This window comes from Sphingobium sp. V4 (assembly GCF_029590555.1).
GTDB lineage: Bacteria > Pseudomonadota > Alphaproteobacteria > Sphingomonadales > Sphingomonadaceae > Sphingobium.
This window is the reverse complement of the sequence record NZ_CP081002.1, coordinates 110,792-127,348: the sequence shown is the minus strand read 5'-3', so window position 1 is coordinate 127,348 and position 16,557 is coordinate 110,792. Positions and strand designations below refer to the sequence as shown.

13 protein-coding genes are annotated in these 16,557 nt (G+C 64.7%); 3 read left to right on the top strand and 10 right to left on the bottom strand.

Annotated elements, in window-relative coordinates; genetic code table 11:
• Positions 1-71 precede the first annotated feature (71 nt).
• Genes K3M67_RS16415 through K3M67_RS16405 form a run of 3 tightly spaced genes read left to right on the top strand, consistent with a single transcriptional unit; the run spans position 72 to position 2,449 of the window.
• A complete protein-coding gene (locus K3M67_RS16415) occupies positions 72-1,184 on the top strand; it encodes an S-(hydroxymethyl)glutathione dehydrogenase/class III alcohol dehydrogenase (RefSeq protein ID WP_285833454.1) in 1,113 nt (370 codons plus the stop codon).
• A complete protein-coding gene (gene fghA / locus K3M67_RS16410) occupies positions 1,184-2,020 on the top strand; it encodes an S-formylglutathione hydrolase (protein ID WP_285833453.1) in 837 nt (278 codons plus the stop codon). Before K3M67_RS16415 ends, fghA begins: the two co-directional genes overlap by 1 nt.
• A 30-nt stretch (positions 2,021-2,050) precedes the next feature.
• Positions 2,051-2,449, top strand: coding sequence for a ketosteroid isomerase-related protein (locus K3M67_RS16405; protein WP_285833452.1), 399 nt, complete (start codon positions 2,051-2,053; stop codon positions 2,447-2,449).
• Positions 2,450-2,452: 3 nt separating this feature from the next.
• Here the strand turns inward: K3M67_RS16405 and ligD are convergent, their stop codons facing one another.
• The 10 genes from ligD to K3M67_RS16355 form a co-directional block, all read right to left on the bottom strand.
• On the bottom strand, positions 2,453-4,957 hold the full coding sequence (gene ligD, locus K3M67_RS16400; protein WP_285833451.1) for a DNA ligase D: 2,505 nt from the start codon (positions 4,955-4,957) through the stop codon (positions 2,453-2,455).
• Positions 4,957-5,433, bottom strand: coding sequence for an MgtC/SapB family protein (locus K3M67_RS16395; RefSeq protein ID WP_285833450.1), 477 nt, complete (start codon positions 5,431-5,433; stop codon positions 4,957-4,959). The genes ligD and K3M67_RS16395 overlap by 1 nt, the downstream gene beginning before the upstream one ends.
• A gap of 3 nt (positions 5,434-5,436) precedes the next feature.
• Complete coding sequence (gene ku, locus K3M67_RS16390; protein WP_066858915.1) at positions 5,437-6,312, bottom strand: non-homologous end joining protein Ku; 876 nt, start codon at positions 6,310-6,312, stop codon at positions 5,437-5,439.
• An 82-nt stretch (positions 6,313-6,394) separates the two neighbouring features.
• Positions 6,395-9,733: a glycosyl hydrolase gene (locus K3M67_RS16385; protein WP_285833449.1), complete on the bottom strand. Its 3,339-nt coding sequence runs from the start codon at positions 9,731-9,733 to the stop codon at positions 6,395-6,397.
• Positions 9,734-9,752: 19 nt separating this feature from the next.
• Complete coding sequence (locus K3M67_RS16380) at positions 9,753-10,193, bottom strand: hypothetical protein (RefSeq protein WP_285833448.1); 441 nt, start codon at positions 10,191-10,193, stop codon at positions 9,753-9,755.
• A complete protein-coding gene (locus tag K3M67_RS16375) occupies positions 10,190-11,119 on the bottom strand; it encodes an alpha/beta hydrolase (protein WP_066858912.1) in 930 nt (309 codons plus the stop codon). Before K3M67_RS16375 ends, K3M67_RS16380 begins: the two co-directional genes overlap by 4 nt.
• 12 nt (positions 11,120-11,131) lie before the next feature.
• Complete coding sequence (locus tag K3M67_RS16370) at positions 11,132-12,436, bottom strand: family 1 glycosylhydrolase (RefSeq protein ID WP_285833447.1); 1,305 nt, start codon at positions 12,434-12,436, stop codon at positions 11,132-11,134.
• Positions 12,437-12,461: 25 nt separating this feature from the next.
• Positions 12,462-13,310: an alpha/beta hydrolase gene (locus K3M67_RS16365; RefSeq protein ID WP_285833446.1), complete on the bottom strand. Its 849-nt coding sequence runs from the start codon at positions 13,308-13,310 to the stop codon at positions 12,462-12,464.
• A gap of 75 nt (positions 13,311-13,385) precedes the next feature.
• Positions 13,386-15,599 carry a TonB-dependent receptor gene (locus K3M67_RS16360; RefSeq protein WP_285833445.1) on the bottom strand — a complete coding sequence of 738 codons (2,214 nt, stop codon included), beginning with the start codon at positions 15,597-15,599 and terminating at the stop codon, positions 13,386-13,388.
• Between the two features lie 38 nt (positions 15,600-15,637).
• Positions 15,638-16,471, bottom strand: a complete 834-nt coding sequence (locus tag K3M67_RS16355; protein ID WP_285833444.1) for a fumarylacetoacetate hydrolase family protein — start codon at positions 16,469-16,471, stop codon at positions 15,638-15,640.
• Between the last annotated feature and the right edge of the window lie 86 nt (positions 16,472-16,557).

The following is a 16,557-nucleotide window of genomic DNA, read 5'->3' as shown; positions in this document are numbered from 1 at the left end:
TGCCCGAACGCACCCTTTATCACCGAACAGCAGAAATGCTAGATCCTCCCCACGCCATCAGGAGACAGAGCATGAAGACCCGCGCCGCCGTCGCGTTCCAAGCCAAGAAGCCACTGGAGATCGTGGAACTGGACCTGGAAGGCCCCAAGGCGGGCGAGGTTCTGGTCGAGATCATGGCGACGGGTATCTGCCATACCGACGCCTACACGCTGGACGGGTTCGACAGCGAGGGCATCTTCCCCTCAGTGCTGGGCCATGAAGGCGCGGGCATCGTGCGCGAAGTCGGCGGGGGCGTCACCAGCGTGAAGCCGGGCGATCATGTCATCCCGCTCTACACCCCCGAATGCCGCCAGTGCAAAAGCTGCCTGTCGGGCAAGACCAACCTCTGCACAGCGATCCGCGCAACGCAGGGCAAGGGGCTGATGCCGGACGGCACGACGCGCTTCAGCTACAAGGGCCAACCCATCTTTCATTATATGGGCTGCTCGACCTTCTCCAATTTCACCGTATTGCCGGAGATCGCGGTGGCAAAGATCCGCGAGGACGCGCCCTTCCAGTCGAGTTGCTATATCGGCTGCGGCGTGACCACGGGCGTGGGCGCTGTCGTCAACACCGCGAAGGTGCAGGCGGGCGAGAATGTCGTCGTGTTCGGCCTTGGCGGCATCGGCCTCAACGTCATCCAGGGCGCCAAGATGGTCGGGGCAGACAAGATCATCGGCATCGACATCAACGCCGACCGCGAGGCATGGGGCCGCAAGTTCGGCATGACCCATTTCATCAACACCAAGGGCCTGTCGCGCGAGGAGACCATCGCGAAGATCCTGGAAGTAACCGATGGCGGCGCCGATTACAGCTTCGACGCGACCGGCAATACCGAAGTGATGCGCACCGCCCTCGAATGCTGCCATCGCGGCTGGGGCGAGAGCATCATCATCGGCGTCGCGGAGGCGGGCAAGGAAATCAGCACCCGTCCGTTCCAGCTCGTCACCGGCCGGGTGTGGAAGGGGACGGCCTTTGGCGGCGCAAAGGGCCGGACCGACGTGCCCAAGATCGTCGACTGGTACATGAACGGCAAGATCGAGATCGACCCGATGATTACCCACGTTCTGACGCTGGAGGAGATCAACAAGGGCTTCGACCTGATGCACGCCGGCGAGAGCATCCGTTCGGTCGTCGTCTTCTGATGGAGACGATCTCCGCCAACCGCGCGTTCGGCGGCGAGCAGGGCGTCTATCGCCATGCCTCCGCGGCCACCGGCACGGACATGACCTTCTCGGTCTATGTCCCGCCGCATGAAGCGGGCGCCAGGCTGCCGGTCGTCTGGTATCTGTCCGGCCTCACCTGCACCCACGCCAATGTGACCGAAAAGGGCGAGTTTCGCCGGGCCTGTGCGGAACTCGGCCTGATCTTCGTCGCGCCCGACACGTCCCCTCGCGGAGAAGGCGTGGCGGACGACCCGGCGGGCGCCTATGATTTCGGCCTGGGCGCGGGCTTCTATGTCGACGCGACGCAAGCACCCTTCGCGACCCATTATCGCATGTGGTCCTATGTGACGGAGGAACTGCCCGCGCTGATCGCGGCGGAGTTTCCGATCGCCGACATGGATCGCCAATCGATCATGGGCCACTCCATGGGCGGCCATGGCGCGCTGACCATCGGCCTCAATTTCCCCGGCCGCTTCAAGGCGGTGTCCGCCTTCGCCCCGATCGTCGCGCCCGGCCAGGTGCCCTGGGGAAGAAAGGCGCTGGGCGGCTATCTGGGCGACGATGCGGCGGCCTGGCGCAGGCATGATGCAGTGGCATTGATCGAGGACGGCGCCCGCGTGCCCGGCTTGCTCGTCGATCAGGGCGAAGCGGACGCGTTCCTGGCCGAGCAGCTGAAGCCCGAGCTGCTGGAAGCAGCTTGCGCCAAGGCGGGCATCGACCTCAGCCTTCGTCTCCGGCCCGGCTACGACCATAGCTATTATTTCATCTCGACCTTCATGGAGGATCATCTGCGCTGGCACGCGGCGCGACTCTGACCCTTCCCCTTCTCTCGATCGGAGCGAGCCATGAGCCTGGCCCTGCTGGCAAGCTATTACGAGATGTTCAACGCGGGCGACTGGGACGGCATGGCTGCCCTGCTGACCGACGATGTGTTGCACGAACCTAGCCAGGGCGCACCGCGCCAAGGCCGGGAGCAGTTCCGCGCCTTTCTGGACCATATGAACCGCTGCTATCGCGAAACGGTGCATGATCCGGTGTTCATGGCAAGCGAGGACGGATCGCGCGGCGCGGCGGAATTCGATCTCAGCGGAACCTATCTGTCGACCGACGGCGATCTGCCGCCAGCTTCGGGACAAGGCTATCGCCTGCGGGTCGGCACCTTCTTCGCCTTTCGCGACGGCAGGATCGCGCGTGTGAGCAATCATTACAATCTGAACGACTGGCTGGCGCAGATCGGCGGCTGAATTTCAAATGTCGGGGAGGCGCTGGGCGGCGAAGCCCCAGCCCTTGAGTGCGCTCGCCCGGTCGAGCAGGGTTTCGACATCGTCGATTCCATAGGGATGGGCGTCCTTGATGCTGTCCATTTCGTCCCATTCGATCGGCACCGCGACCGGGGCGTCGGGTCGGGCGCGCACCGAATAGGGCAGGATGGCAGTGCTGCCGCGCTGGTTGCGCAGCCAGTCGATGAAGATACGGTCCTTGCGCTTGGCCTTGCTCATGGTCGCAACGAAGCGATCGGGTTCTGCAGCACTCAACGCCTGGGCAAAGCGCGAGGCGAAATCCTTGTGCGGGGCCCAGTCATGACCGGGGGTCAGCGGCACCACCACATGGATACCCTTCCCGCCGGAGAGCATCGCGAAGGAAACGAGGCCGAGATCGCTCAAGGCGTCGCGTATGTCGATCGCGGCGCGCTTTACCCGGTCGAAATCCATGCCCTCGTCGGGATCGAGGTCGAAGATCAGCCGATCGGGCCGCTCCACAGCATCGGCGCGGCTGGCCCAGCCATGGAATTCGATCGTCCCCATCTGGACGCAGGCGAGCAGACCATCGGCATTCTCGACATAAAGATAGTCTTCCGCGCCACCACTCTTCTCGCGGATCGACACCTGATGCACCGCCTTACCGAAAGCCCCGCTGTCATGCTTTTGGAAAAAGCATTTCTTCGCCCTGCCCTGCGGGCAGCGGACCAGGCTGATCGGACGGTTAGCGGCGAAGGGAAGCATGAGCGGCGCGATGCGGACATAATAGTCGGCGAGCTGCCCCTTGGTCTGGCCGCTGACGGGAAAGATGACGCGATCGCGATTGCTGATCCTGATCGCACTTTTTGGGACGGGCGCAGGAGCGGGCTTTTCTGGTGTCACGTCCCTGGCCTTCTTGTCGGTGCGCAGGCCGAGGAAACTGCCGTGGCGGACGCGGCCTTCGGCCGTGAATTCCGCGAAGGCGATTTCGGCCACCAGTTGCGGCTTGATCCAGCGCACACCGCGCGCGTCGGCGGCAGGGACATCGACCGGCGCCTTGTCGGTTGAAATACCGGTCATCGCCTCGGCCAGTGCGCCCATGCTGTCGCTGTTGAAGCCCGTGCCGACCTTGCCCTTGTAGACGAGCGCCCTGCCCTCCTTCTGCGCCAGCAGCAGCGAGCGGAAGGGTCGGCCGCGGGCGTTGCTTTCGACCCAGCCGACAAGGATGAATTCCTGCCGCCGCGTGCATTTCACCTTCACCCAGTTTCGGGTGCGGGCCGATCGGTAGGGCGCGTCGGCGCGCTTGGAAATAATGCCTTCCTGCCCTGCTTCGCACATGGAGCGATAGAGCTGCTCGCCCGCGCCGAGGACATGGTCGGCGACGTGAAGCGGCGACTGGGCGTCATGGAGGAGCGCCTCCAGCCTTTCCTTGCGTTCGATGGTCGTCAGGGATTTGAGGTCCATGCCATCAAGCGAGAGCAGGTCGAAGGCGAAGAAACTGAGCGGGGCGTCCTGGCTCTCCGCGCCATGCCCGCGTTTCAGCATCGCCTGGAGCGCGGAGAAGCTGGGATTACCCTGCGCATCGAGAGCGACGATCTCGCCGTCGATCAGCGCGGGCGGCAGGTCGAGCGCGACCAGGCTGCGGACGAGGGCGGGGAATTTGTCGGTCCAATCGAGGCCGTTGCGGGTGAAGATGCGGACCTTGCCTCCCGCCGCCGAGACCATGGCGCGATAGCCGTCGAACTTGATTTCGTGCAGCCAGTCATTGCCGGTCGGCACCGCGTCCACCAGCGTCGCGAGCTGCGGCTTCACGAAAGCCGGGGCACGTCCCGCCGGCCTGGGCGCCTTCCGGCCGACCGTCTTGTTATGCGCGCGGGCCGCCTGCATCTTCCGCGCGAACTGCTTTCCGCTGGCACCGGCGAGGGACTGGGCGGCATCCTTGTCGGCGGCGATCTCCGCCATGGAACGGCCGGTCAGGATACTGCTGAGCGCCCTGTCGACCAGAGCGCCATCCGGATCGGCGTCCTTGTCCTCGACCTTGCGCAGCAGCCAGTTCTCGCGCTTCTCGCCCGGTCGCCCCTTCATCCGGACGAGCAGCCATTCGCCCTTCATCCGTTCGCCGTGGAGGATGAAGTGGAGATGTCCCTCCTCAAGGTCCCTGGCGCTTTTCCCCTTGATCGGTTCCCATGTACCCCGATCCCACAGCATCACCGTGCCGCCGCCATATTCGCCCTTGGGGATCACGCCTTCGAAATCGCCATAGTCGAGGGGATGATCCTCGGTGCGGACCGCCAACCGCTTGTCGGCCGGATCGAGGCTCGGCCCCTTAGTAACGGCCCAGCTTTTAAGCACGCCATCCACTTCCAGCCGAAAATCCCAATGGAGCCGGGTGGCAGCATGTTTCTGAACGACGAAGCTGTTGCCTCGCGACTTTGCTACCACGCCCTTGGGCTCCCGGGTGCGGGAGAAGTTGCGCTTGGCATTATAGGGGGCGAGCGGGCTTCCGGCGGCCATCAATCCGCTTCCTCATCCTTGGTCTTGAGCCAGCGATGCTCGACGAAGCCGAGCAGGGTCAGCATGACGACGGCCACGAGCGCCGCGCTGACGACGAGCGGCCATTGTCCCGCGCCGCAGGCGATGCCGGTCATGCCGGTCAGCCAGATATGGGCGGCGGTCGTGATATTCTTCACCTCCCCCTTGTTGAAGACGATGAGGCCGGCGGCGATGATGCCGGTGAAGGCGGCGGAAGCCTCGAACACGCGAAGCGGGTCGATATTGCCTTCATCCATGAACTGCTTGTGCAGGGCGATGGCGCTGATCGTCATGAGCGCACAGGTGAAGCAGAGGATGCCGTGTGTCCGCAAGCCAGCCGGATGCCCCCGCAATTCACGGTCGAGGCCGAGCAGCAGGCCCAGTACCGCCGCCGCCCCCAGCCGCAGCAATATCGGGCCGTCGATAAAGTGCAGCGGAATCGCCGGGTTCAGTTCCATTGGTCAGGCGGTCTTCTTGCGTGCGGCAGCGGGGCGCCTGGCCGGCGCCTTCTTGCCTGCGGCGGCCTTCTTCGCGGGCGCCGCGCGACTGCCTTCCCCGACCGACTTCTTGAGCGCCGCCATCAGGTCGATGACGTTCCCGCCGCGGGATGGGGCCGACTCCTCGACGTCCTCCAGCACGCGCCTGCCCTTCGCCTTTTTCTTCTTGTCGATCAGCCGGTGAAGCGCATCGACATAGCGGTCGTGGAATTCCTCCGGCTTGAAGGGGCCGGTCTTCTTTTCGATGATGGTTGTGGCAAGGTCGAGCAGGTCTGCATCGGCTTCTGTGTCCGGCAGGCCGCGAAAATAGGTCTGCGCCTTCGTCACCTCATCGGCGTAGCGCAGCACCTCAAGCACAAGGCCGCGACCGCAGGGTTTCAGGGAGACAAGTTGTTCGCGCCCGCGCACCGACAGCTGGCCGAGGCCGACCTTGCGCGTCTGGCGCAGGGCGTCGCGGAGTACGGCATAGGCTTCCTCCGCCAGGTCGTCGGCGGGGAGGACGAAATAGGGCTTTTCATAATAAAGGACGTCGATGGCGTCCGCCTCGACAAACTGGACAAGTTCCAGCGTCTTGCGGCTCTCGATCTTGACCGCCTCTATTTCCTCCTGCTCCAGCAGCACATAATTGCCTTTGGAAACTTCATAGCCCTTGAGGATTTCGTCGGGATCGACGGGGCCGACGCCGGAAACGACCTTCTCATATTTGATGGGCTTGCCGCTGGGTTCATGGATCTGGCGGAAGGAAACGGCCGCCCCCGATTTGGTGGCAGGATAGATTTCCACCGGGATGGACACCAGCGCCAGACGGATCTGACCCTGCCAATAAGCGCGCGCAGCCATGGACGAACCTCCAGCCGCACCAGCGCGCCGGCGGGCCGGAAGTTCCCCGATGGAGCCTATGTCTTCCCCGGCTGGCCCGCGATCACTGGCGGTCACCCTCCGCCTGCAAGGTGACGGGACCGATCAGGCCGGCGGGCCGCAGCGGCGCATCGGGCCGGTAGGTCGGGGCGGCGGTGAAGGTGACTTTCGGCGCGCCGGGCTGTTGGTCGCCGATCAGGCGGTTGACCCACAGGTTCGCGACCTTGACCTCGAGCTGATTGGTGCCCGCCTTCACGAGCTTGCCGATGTCGATCCGATAGGGCGCGAACCAGCTGGTTCCGGCCAGTTGCCCGTTGACGCGGACCTCCGCCACATCGCCGATCCGGCCGAGATCAATCCAGAGCGGCGCGCCAGCCTTCACGCCCCTGGGCAGGGCGAAGCGCGTGCTGTAGGTCGCAACCCCGGAGAAATAGCGGACGCCCTTGTCCGCATTGCTTTCCAGCGGCGTGAGCTTGGGCATCTCGATCTTCGCCGGAGCACCGCGACCGGGCTGGAAGCTGACCGACCAGGGGTTGCTCAGGGTCATGACCGGATAGGTCGTCTTGGCCGCCACGGCCACGGCAGGCGCGACGGCAGGCTTGCGGAACAGGATGAAGAAAGCGTCTTCGGCCCCGACATCGAGCGGGATCACCGTCTCGCCGCCCTCGATGCGGTAGGAGATGGGCGCTGCCGTGCCGTCGATAGCGCGCCACAGTTCAGGCTGCTTGCCCGTCACGCGGAAGCGCGCTTCGATCCGGCCAGCCTTGTCGGTGCGGTTGTTGACGAAATATAGGTCGCCGTCTGCCAGCTTGCGATGGACGAAGCGATAGTCGGCGTCGACCGCGCCTTCCGTGATCCGGAAATCCGGTCCGATGCCGATGCTGGCCAACGCTGCTTCAACGTCACGGCTGGCGATCACCCGGCCCTTACCGACCGGCGCACCGCTCCACAGGCGGGTGACGAGCGCCTTGAACGTGGCCGCGTCGTCCTTAAGGCCGGGCGCCCGTTCGGGGGCCAGGCCGATGACAGTCGCCCCGTCCTCCACCAGCGTCGCGATGCGCTGCAGGGTCGTCAGGGTCATTACCCGGCTAGTGCCACCCAAATACAATGCGCGGTAACGGGCGCTGCCTGCCGCCAGTTCCCCATTATCGATGGTCATGCGCTTGGCGAGGATATCGGAATTTACGAAGTCATAGGCGTATCGGGTCGGCAGGTCGGCAGGCACGCCATGTTCGAACAAGGATGTGATCGGCGTATCTTCGCCATAGAAATAGGCGAGGTCGGCCTGGTCCCGGCCCTGCTGAAGCAGATAGCCGGTGCGGGCCATATAATCGACCCAGGGCTTGGCCATCTCCGCCCAGCTTTCATGCCGGTTAAAATATTGGCCGAAGATCATGAGGCTGAGACCCGGAACCTTGTCGTCTACCGGCTGATGGACCGAGGTGTGGACAATCGGCCGGTTGACACCCGATGCGAATTCCAGGTCGATGACGCGCTTCAGGTCCGACGGCGCGAACGCCCAGGGCGCAAAGGCCGATGTCATGGATTCGGCCGAGACGATATTCTGGCCATAGATATGGGCGACCGAGGCCGCGCCCTTCATGTCACCGATCAGAGTCGGGCGCGGCTTGCCACCCCGGTTGAAGGTCCAGAGCGCCGCCATGGGCACATCGGCATGAGACCGCATCGCAAGGTCATCGCCCAGCACCGGGCGCCCATTTTCCAGCGCTTCGCCATAGACGGTCAAGCCATGCTCATGCGCGACCTCAGCGACTGTGCCATAATGGGCGTCGGCCATCAGGTCAGCCAACGTCTGGCGATAATCATGCAGGAAGGCGTCGCTGCGCGCGGCCGACCCCACGACCGCGCCGGTCAAGGTCGGTAGGAAAGGCACCGGGTCATAGCCGCGCCGGGCCTTGAACTCATCCACGATGCGAGGGGTCCAGTTGGACGCGCCGACCTCGATACTGTCGGTCAGCAGCGCGCGGATGCCCTTCCGGCCGATCCAGTCCGCGCCCACCGTGTCGCGATACATGCCGATATAGGTTTCCAGATAACGGCGCACGGCGCCGGCGTCATATTTGTCGACCTCCAGCCCCGTCGCTTCGGGCGTGGCGGGGTGGTTCATCTTGCCGGTCAGCGACCATCCCATGCGGACGATCCGCCAGTCGCTGCCCTTGGGCGCAGTCCAGTCGAGCGTGCCATCGGCACGCAGCTTGTCGGTCAGGTCGATCACCTTCGCCGGATCGATGGCCGGTGCGTCGGTCGCGGGTGCGTCGCTCAGGCTGTTATAATCGGCGACGATGGCGTAGCCGGCCTTGGCTTCATATTGATCCACCTTCGCCTCTGCCGACAGGCGCAGATCGCCGATGCCAAGCGTGGGGCTGTCGGCGCGGCCGAACACGTCGATCATGATCGCGCCGGGCGCGCCGTCGCCCAGACCCGGCGACTTGGGCGCGTCATTGGGCGAGAGCATCAGGCGAAAACGCTGAGCGGTTACAGGCGCGAAGCCGACCGTTGCTGACACTTCGGTCAGCGAAAAGCGGCCGATCGGCTGCCAGCCCTGCGCGGTCTCCGCCTCCAGCGTCGGGCGGTATGCCGGATCGCCGAAGGGCGGCCGCGCATGGGGCACGAACAGGCTGGCCGACCGGATGGTAACGGGCTTACCATAGTCGAGGATGAGCGCGCCCGGATTTGCGGCGTCGCCTTTCGCGACCTGCACCACGGTTTCAAGATCGTTGTCGAGCAGCGGCGCCGCGGCGACAGCGCTGCCATTCCCCTGCGTGACGCGGGGCGCAGGCAAGGCAGTTGCCTTGACCGGATAGGCAAGCACGCGAGCGTCGCCATAGGAAGTGGGAAGTGCGGCTGCGCCCTCACCTCCCGCCAGCGGGTCGCTGAACTTCGCGCTCTGGAACGCGCCGGTGATCGACGGCGGGGAGGGCAGCGCGCCCTTCAGCCGCTGGCCGCCGCGCAGGTCCGTCTCGCTCCAGACCAGCTTCTTCATCGCGTCCTGTGGCTTGACCCAGGGACCTCCCGTCTCGCTCCAGCCGGGCGAGGCGGCGATGGCGAATTCCAGCCCCTTGGCATCGGCGGTCTGCACCGCATGGCGGAAGGCGTCCTTCCAGCCGTCGGTCATATAGGTCAGCCGCTGCAGCACGATCTGCGGCGTCATCAGATTGGCGTCGAAATTCTGGACCCCGCCGATCCCCATCCGCGCCATCCAGTCGAGATCCTTGTCGATCCCCTCCTTGGTCACATTGCCGTTCATCCAGTGCCACCAGACGCGCGGGCGCGCCGACTGGGGCGGATTGCGAAAGCCATCGGCCAGTTCATCCGCCAGCGCCGGCGCGCCGATCGCGGTGCAGGCCAGCAGGGCGGCGAAACGAAGGGTGCGGGCTTTCATCGACGAACGATCCTCTTGTTCAAACGGGGCGCGCGGACGCCAACAGCCGCCGCAGCGCCAGGCTGGCGACCAATGCGCCGAGCCCGCCGCCATAGGCAATCTTGATAATCAGGGCAGCGCCCCAGGCAATGGGCGCAAAGCCCAGGCCGCCGATCGAAACGGCCAGCAACGCGCCGAGCGCGCCACCGGCCAGCGCGAACAGCGCCGCCCGCAGCAGGACGCCGCGCAGGGCCGGCGCGCTGGCCAGCTTGCGCCGCGCGATCAGTGAAGGGACCAACGCGCTCATCAGAGCAACGGCGATGCTCTGCGGCACGAAGTCGAGCGCCAGATTATCCGGCGTATCCCAGCCGAGCGGGCGCGGATCGAAACCGAAAAAACCAAGGAAGAAGGCAAGGCTCAGCACGCCATTGATGACGACGCTGATCGCCGCTTCCCGCCCGATCGAGACGCCTTGCGTCATTGAGCCGCCTTTGCGCCCAGCAGGCCACGCATGTTCATCCACGACAGGAATTGCGGCAACAGGCCCATGGTCGTCGTGCCGGGCTTCCCCGCGCCAAAGCCATGGTCGCCGCGTTCATAGGCGTGCAGTTCGACCGGCCGCTTCGCCTGCCGCCAGGCTTCGACCAGGCCGAAATTCTGTCGCGCGAATAGGCCGTCGTCCATCGCGATAGCCGCGAACATAGGCGGCGCGTCGGCGGGCACCGACAAAGGCGCCATCGGCCCGTAAATATAGCCCATGAAGGCCGGCCGCGCCGCGCCCCGCCCGTCCAGGACAGCCCGCAGCGTCGCCATCGCGCCGGCTGAAAAGCCGATCATTCCGACCCTGGCAGGATCGACCTGAAACGCGGCGGAACGCGCCCGCACCAGGGCCAGCGCCGCCAGTGCGTCCTGCGTGGCGCGTGGTTCCCTGATCTCCTCGACCACGTCGCCCTTGGCCGCCGCGCCGAACCGCGCGCCCATCACGCCCAGAAAAGCGCGGTCATCGCGTGGCGTTTCATTCAGCCGATATTTCAGTACGAAGGCGGCAACCCCATGATCCGCCAGCCAGCGCGCGACGTCGCTGCCCTCGCCCGTCATCGACAGCGACAGGAACGCCCCGCCCGGCGCGACGATCACCGCCGCCCCGGTCGCCTTGCCCGGTGCGGGCAGATATGGCGTGATGGTGGGGCGGATGACGTTGCGGACCATGATATTGTCGATCCGGTTGCTGCCCAGCGTCACCTGCATACGCGACCATTGCTCGCCTGCACCGGCCGGAGCCGGTGTCCCGGGATAAAGGTCGATCGCGTCCTTGTGATCGGGCGCAGCAATCGACTCCATGCGTACGTCCTGCGCGATGGCGGGCCCGGCCGCAGCCAAGGCGATGACGGCCAGCAAGCGCTTCATGGCCTTCTCTCCTTACAGCGCGTTGCGGCGGGCGATCGCGCCATAGACGGCGGCGCTCGGTTTGGGCGTGCGAGCGAAGGTGACGGGATCGACGCTATGGAGGCCGAATTTTGGCTTGTAGCCGAAAATCCATTCGAAATTGTCAAGCAGCGACCAGTGACAATAGCCGATCACCGGAACGCCGTCGTCCATGGCTGCCTTCAGTCCGGCCAGGGATTCAGGGATGAATTTCGCTCTGATCGCATCGTCATCGCTGCCCACGCCATGTTCCGACACCAGGATCGGGACGCCGGTGATTTCATGGGCATAGCGCACCGATCCGGCCAGCGAACCCGCCCAGACTTCGGTGCCCGACCAGTTGACGGTCGATCCGGCCGGCGTAGGCAAACGGCCTTTATCGTCCCAGAGCGCACGTTCGTAATTCTGGACGCCGATGAAATCGTCCCCTTTCGCGGCGGTCAACCATTCGCCGTATAGTTCGCCGCGCATCCGGTCGCGGATCGACGCCTTGCCCACGGCCTGGTCGTCCATCATGGCGAGCGAAAGGCCGACCGGCAGGTCGGGCCGCACCGCCTTGATCGCGGCCTTACCCGCCTTGTGAGCAGCCAGCAGCCCCTTTTGCAGCGCGGGCAGATCGTCAAAAGCCGCGACATTGGCGCAGACGAACTTGGCGACGCCAAGGCGCTTGGCCGCGGTGTCGAGCGTCAGCTTCTGAATGTCCCACACCTGTCGCGGCAGCATCGACTTCAGCAACAGCAGGATATTGGGTTCGTTGAAAGTGATGACCCGTTCGACCCCCTGCCCCAGCGCGCGCGTCGCCTTGTCGCAATAACGCGCAAAAAGCTGTTCGCTTTCCGGGTTGGTCCAGCCCCCCTGCGCGCTGAACCAGCGCGGCGCGGTGAAATGGCTGTAGGTGACGATCGGCGTCAGGCCGCGTGCGCGGCACCCGTCTACGATCGCCTTGTAATGGTCAAGCATCGCCTCGCTGAACAGGCCCTTCTCCGGCTCGATCCGCGCCCATTCGATGCCGAAGCGATAGCAGTTGAGGCCCATATTTTTGGCGAGGTCGAGGTCGGTTTCCCACATCAGGAAACTGTTGCAGGCATCGCCCGATGGCTGGGCGAAGACGGTGGGTTGCTGATTTTCCAGGAACCACAGGTCGCTGGCGATATTATTGCCCTCGATCTGGTGCGGCGCGGTTGCCGTTCCCCAGAAGAAGCCCTTGGGAAAGGCAGGATCGGCAGCCTTTCGCGCGGCGAACGCCGGGGCGGCCATCAACGCGGCGCCGGTGGCCAGAAGGGTTCTGCGGTCCAGCATGGTTTCGTTTCTCCGATTATGATTGTCAGGCGGTGATGTCGCGCACGAAGGCACAGATTTCGTCGGCGAGCCGCCGGTCGGCCGTGCCAAGGTGCATGGGCATAGTGTAGTGATTATGGCCGCTGAGGATCAGCGCCCGCGGCATCGCGCCGTGACGGGCAAGCCGGTCCTGCATCAGACCCAGGAACTCGGCCTGGAAACGCGGCGGGTCGAACTCGGCGCAGGCGAGGAACAGCGGCAGCGTGGTGGCCGCGACCGCCTCCAGCGGCATCCGGTCGGGATAGAGCGCCGCTTCGCCATAATAGAGCGTGTCGCGCTGATCGAGCGGGGTATAGCCATAGAGGCCGGACAGCAGGATCGCGGCGCGAATATCGTCCGCCCCGGCCAGCTTGAGATAGCCCGCGACATGCACCGCGCCCGCCGACGTGCCCATCAGCACGATCCGATCAGCGTCACCGCCATGCTGCGCGGCCTGGCCCTTGAGCCAGGCGACCACGGCCGCGACATCCTCGGCACCGGTGGGCCAGACATGATCCGGCGCCAGCCGGTAATTGATGACGACGCCAAGAAATCCGGCCTGCGCCGCCATGCGGCCGACATTGGCGTTGGGCCACGCGTCGCCGCCGCCCTTGTCGCCCTTCAGGAACCCCCCGCCATGAACGAAGACGAGGATGGGCGCGTGTCCATCGCCCTGCGGCCGGTAGAGGTCGAGCCGATGGCGCTCATGCGGCCCGTATGCGATGTCGGCGACCGATGCCGGCATCTGTTCGACCAGCGCGGATTGCTCGGCATCGAACAGCGCCCCACATTGCGCCAGGACGTCCGGGCCAAGGTCGGTGCCCATCGCGGCGATGGCTTGTCTGACTGGATTCATATCCGCATCCTAATCGCCTAGGTCGACAGCGAAAGGGCAGCATGACGGCCGGCCGTCATGCTGCCCGCATTGCGATCAGAATTTCGCGTCGAGTTGCAGGCCGACCTGGCGGAAGGACTGCGGGCCATAAATGGCGCCGACACCCGATCCGAAATTGCTCTGCAAAATCGACGGTTCATGGACATTGAACAGGTTGCGCACGAACAGGCCCGCCGAATAGCGTTCATCCTCGCTGCGGACGCCCAAGCGGCCACCCACCGTCCAGTGGGGACGGAAGGTTTCCTCGCTGCGCGACGTGTTCTGGTAGCGGATCCGCGATTTCCAGATGGTGTCGACCGCAAGGAAGCCATTGATGGCGCCGGTCAGCGGCTGCTCATATTCGCCCGACAGGGTGAATTTGTAGCGCGGAGAGTAAGCCAGCTGGCTGCCGCCGATGTCGGTGCCGTCATTGCCGATAAAGCCACCCGGATAGGTCGCCTTGGTGTAGATGAAACCAGTGTTCATCGACAGCCGGTCGGAAATCTGGCCGAACAGATTGACTTCCGCACCGCGCGTCTTGACCCCGTCGATGTTGGTCTGGGCGCAGACAAGCTGAGCCGTCGTCGGGTTAACGTTACATTCCTGAGCCTGGAAGTTCTTGATCTTGCTATAGAACAGGCTGACATCCAGCACCGCGCCGCCGAACAGCGTAGCCTTGAGGCCGGCTTCATAGGACATCGGAATTTCCGGCTGCACGACATAGGGCAGCAATGGTGCAGTCGGTACCGCGATCTGCCCGCCCTTGAAGCCGCGCGCGGCAGTGGCATAGGCCATGATGTCGCGAGCGATGTCATATTGCACGCCGGTCTTCCAGGAAACCTTGTCGACATTCAACACTTCAAAGCTGGTCGCGCCCGTGCCCGCATCGGTCCGGTCGAGCGAGAGGCGGCCGCCGGTGTAGCGCGCGCCCAGGATCAACCGCAGGCTGTCGCTGGCGTGCAGCGTGCCCTGGCCAAAGACCGACAAGGACTCGTCCTTGATCTCGTTCAGTGCGCCCGGCGTGTTGACCGGGGTGATGGTGACACCGTTGGGCAGCGTCACGCGAATGGTGAAGCGCTCGGGCTGCTGCACCGTCTTCTGATTGGAATAGAAAGCGCCGATGGTGTATTCGAGCAGGTCGTTATTGTTAGACGACGCCCGGAATTCCTGGGTGAACAGGCGCAGGTCGGTGCCGGTCGGCCCGCTCGTCAAACGGGAGGCAAGAGCGTCGGCGCGATAGATGTTGCCGCCGCCCGAATTCACATCCGTCTTGCGGTAGGCGGTGATGGATGTGAGGGTGAGCGGACCCGCATCATAATCGACCTGGGCCGACCCGCCCCAGGCTTTGGTGCTGCCACGATAGCCGTTGGCGAGGCAATAGGTCTGGTTCCCTTCACCGGGCGTGATGCCGCAGCTGTTGAGCAAGGCGGTGTTTGCCGCCGTGTTGGAGATGAAGGTGAAGAAATCGCCGCTATTTTCAGTCGTGCCCTTCGACCAGTCGCCGATCAGGTTGACGGTCAGGTCTTCGGTCGCGTTCCAGAGGAAGCGGCCGCGCAGCGCATAGCGATTGACGTCGTTCCAGTCGCCAGTGACCGCGTTGCGATTGACACCCTGACGGGTGTTGCTCATGCCCGAGACGCGCAACGCGCTGGTCGCGCTGATCGGCACGTTGATAACGCCCTGGACAACCTGCTGGCCATATTGGGAGCCGGCCGTCCCTGCATCCGACAATTCGGTGCGGACGCGACCGCTGAACTGGGTCGGATCAGGGGCATTGGTGGTGATGTTGATCACGCCGGCCGACGTGGTGAGGCCGAACAGCGTTCCTTGCGGCCCCTTCAGCACTTCGATCCGCGACACGTCGAACAGGTCAGAGATATTGGCATTGCCCTGGCTGACCTGATCGACGACGACGCCGACTGAAGCGACAGCGCCGGGCGAGAAGCTCTGCGTGCCGATGCCGCGGATCGAGCCGCCGCCGCCCGTGTTCTGGGCCGGAGCCGACTGGATTTCGAGCGCCGGGGCGACCCGGTTCAGGTCGTTCAGATTGTTGACCTGCTGACGCTCCAACTGCTTCTGGCTGGCGACGGTGATGGAGATGGGAACCTCCGTCACCTTTTCCTGACGCCGTTGAGCGGTAACAATTATGTCCGACGATGCTTCCTCGGCCGCTTCCTGCGGCGCGGCGGCGTCCTGCGCGAAGGCGGGCGCGGTGATGGCGAGCGTGCTGACGCCCGCCATGGCCAGGATGGACTTGTGGAACTTACGCATGGTTACTCCTCCCCTTCTTATGATTGGGTCGCTTGGACTTACTGTTCGTCGATGATGCGGTTGGTCAGCGTGCCGATGGTGCCGATGGTGACTTCGACCTTGTCGCCCGCGTTCATGTAGAGCGGCGGGGTACGCTTGTCGCCGACGCCGCCAGGGGTGCCCGTGGCGATGACATCACCAGGGGCGAGCGGCGTGAAGGCGCTGATATATTCGATGACCGTGGGAATGTCCCAGATCATGTCGCTGACCGGCTGGTCCTGCACCAGTTCGCCATTGAGGCGGGTCTGGACGCGCAGCGCGCCCAAATCCTCGATCGCGTCGGGCGTCACCAGCCCGGGGCCGAAGCCGCCGGTGCCAGGGAAGGTCTTGCCCGGCGTGAACTGGATATTGTGGCGCTGCCAATCGCGCGCCGACCCGTCGTTAAAGCAGGCATAGCCGGCGACATAGGCCATGGCGTCAGCGGCTGCGACCTTGTGACAAGGCTTGCCGATGATGACCGCCAGTTCGCCCTCATAGTCGAAGCGGGTGGTGACGGCGGGCTTCACCATGGGCTGGCCATCCGCGATCAGGCTGTCGGCATAGCGCACGAAGATCGCCGGATGCGCCTTCTGCTCACGGCCGGTTTCCTTGACATGCTCGGCATAGTTGAGGCCCACGCACAGGATCTTGGCGGGATCGGGAATGACCGGCAGCAGCACGACATCGGCGGCGGCGAAGGACGCGCCGTCAGTCAGGCCGGCAAGGCTGCCGTCGGTCAGCGCCGCCTTCAGGCTGGGCGTCGCGTCGGTTGCCAGTTCCACGATCGTCTCGCCATTCTGGCGGCCGAAGCTCGGGGTGCCGTCGGGGCGGCGGAAGCTTACAAATCGGGTCACGTCTCTGTCTCCTCTGCCGCGCGGGGCGGCCTTTATTCCGGTTGTTCCGAGCAGCGCGCCGCCAAGCGCGGCGAGCGCGGCCCGGC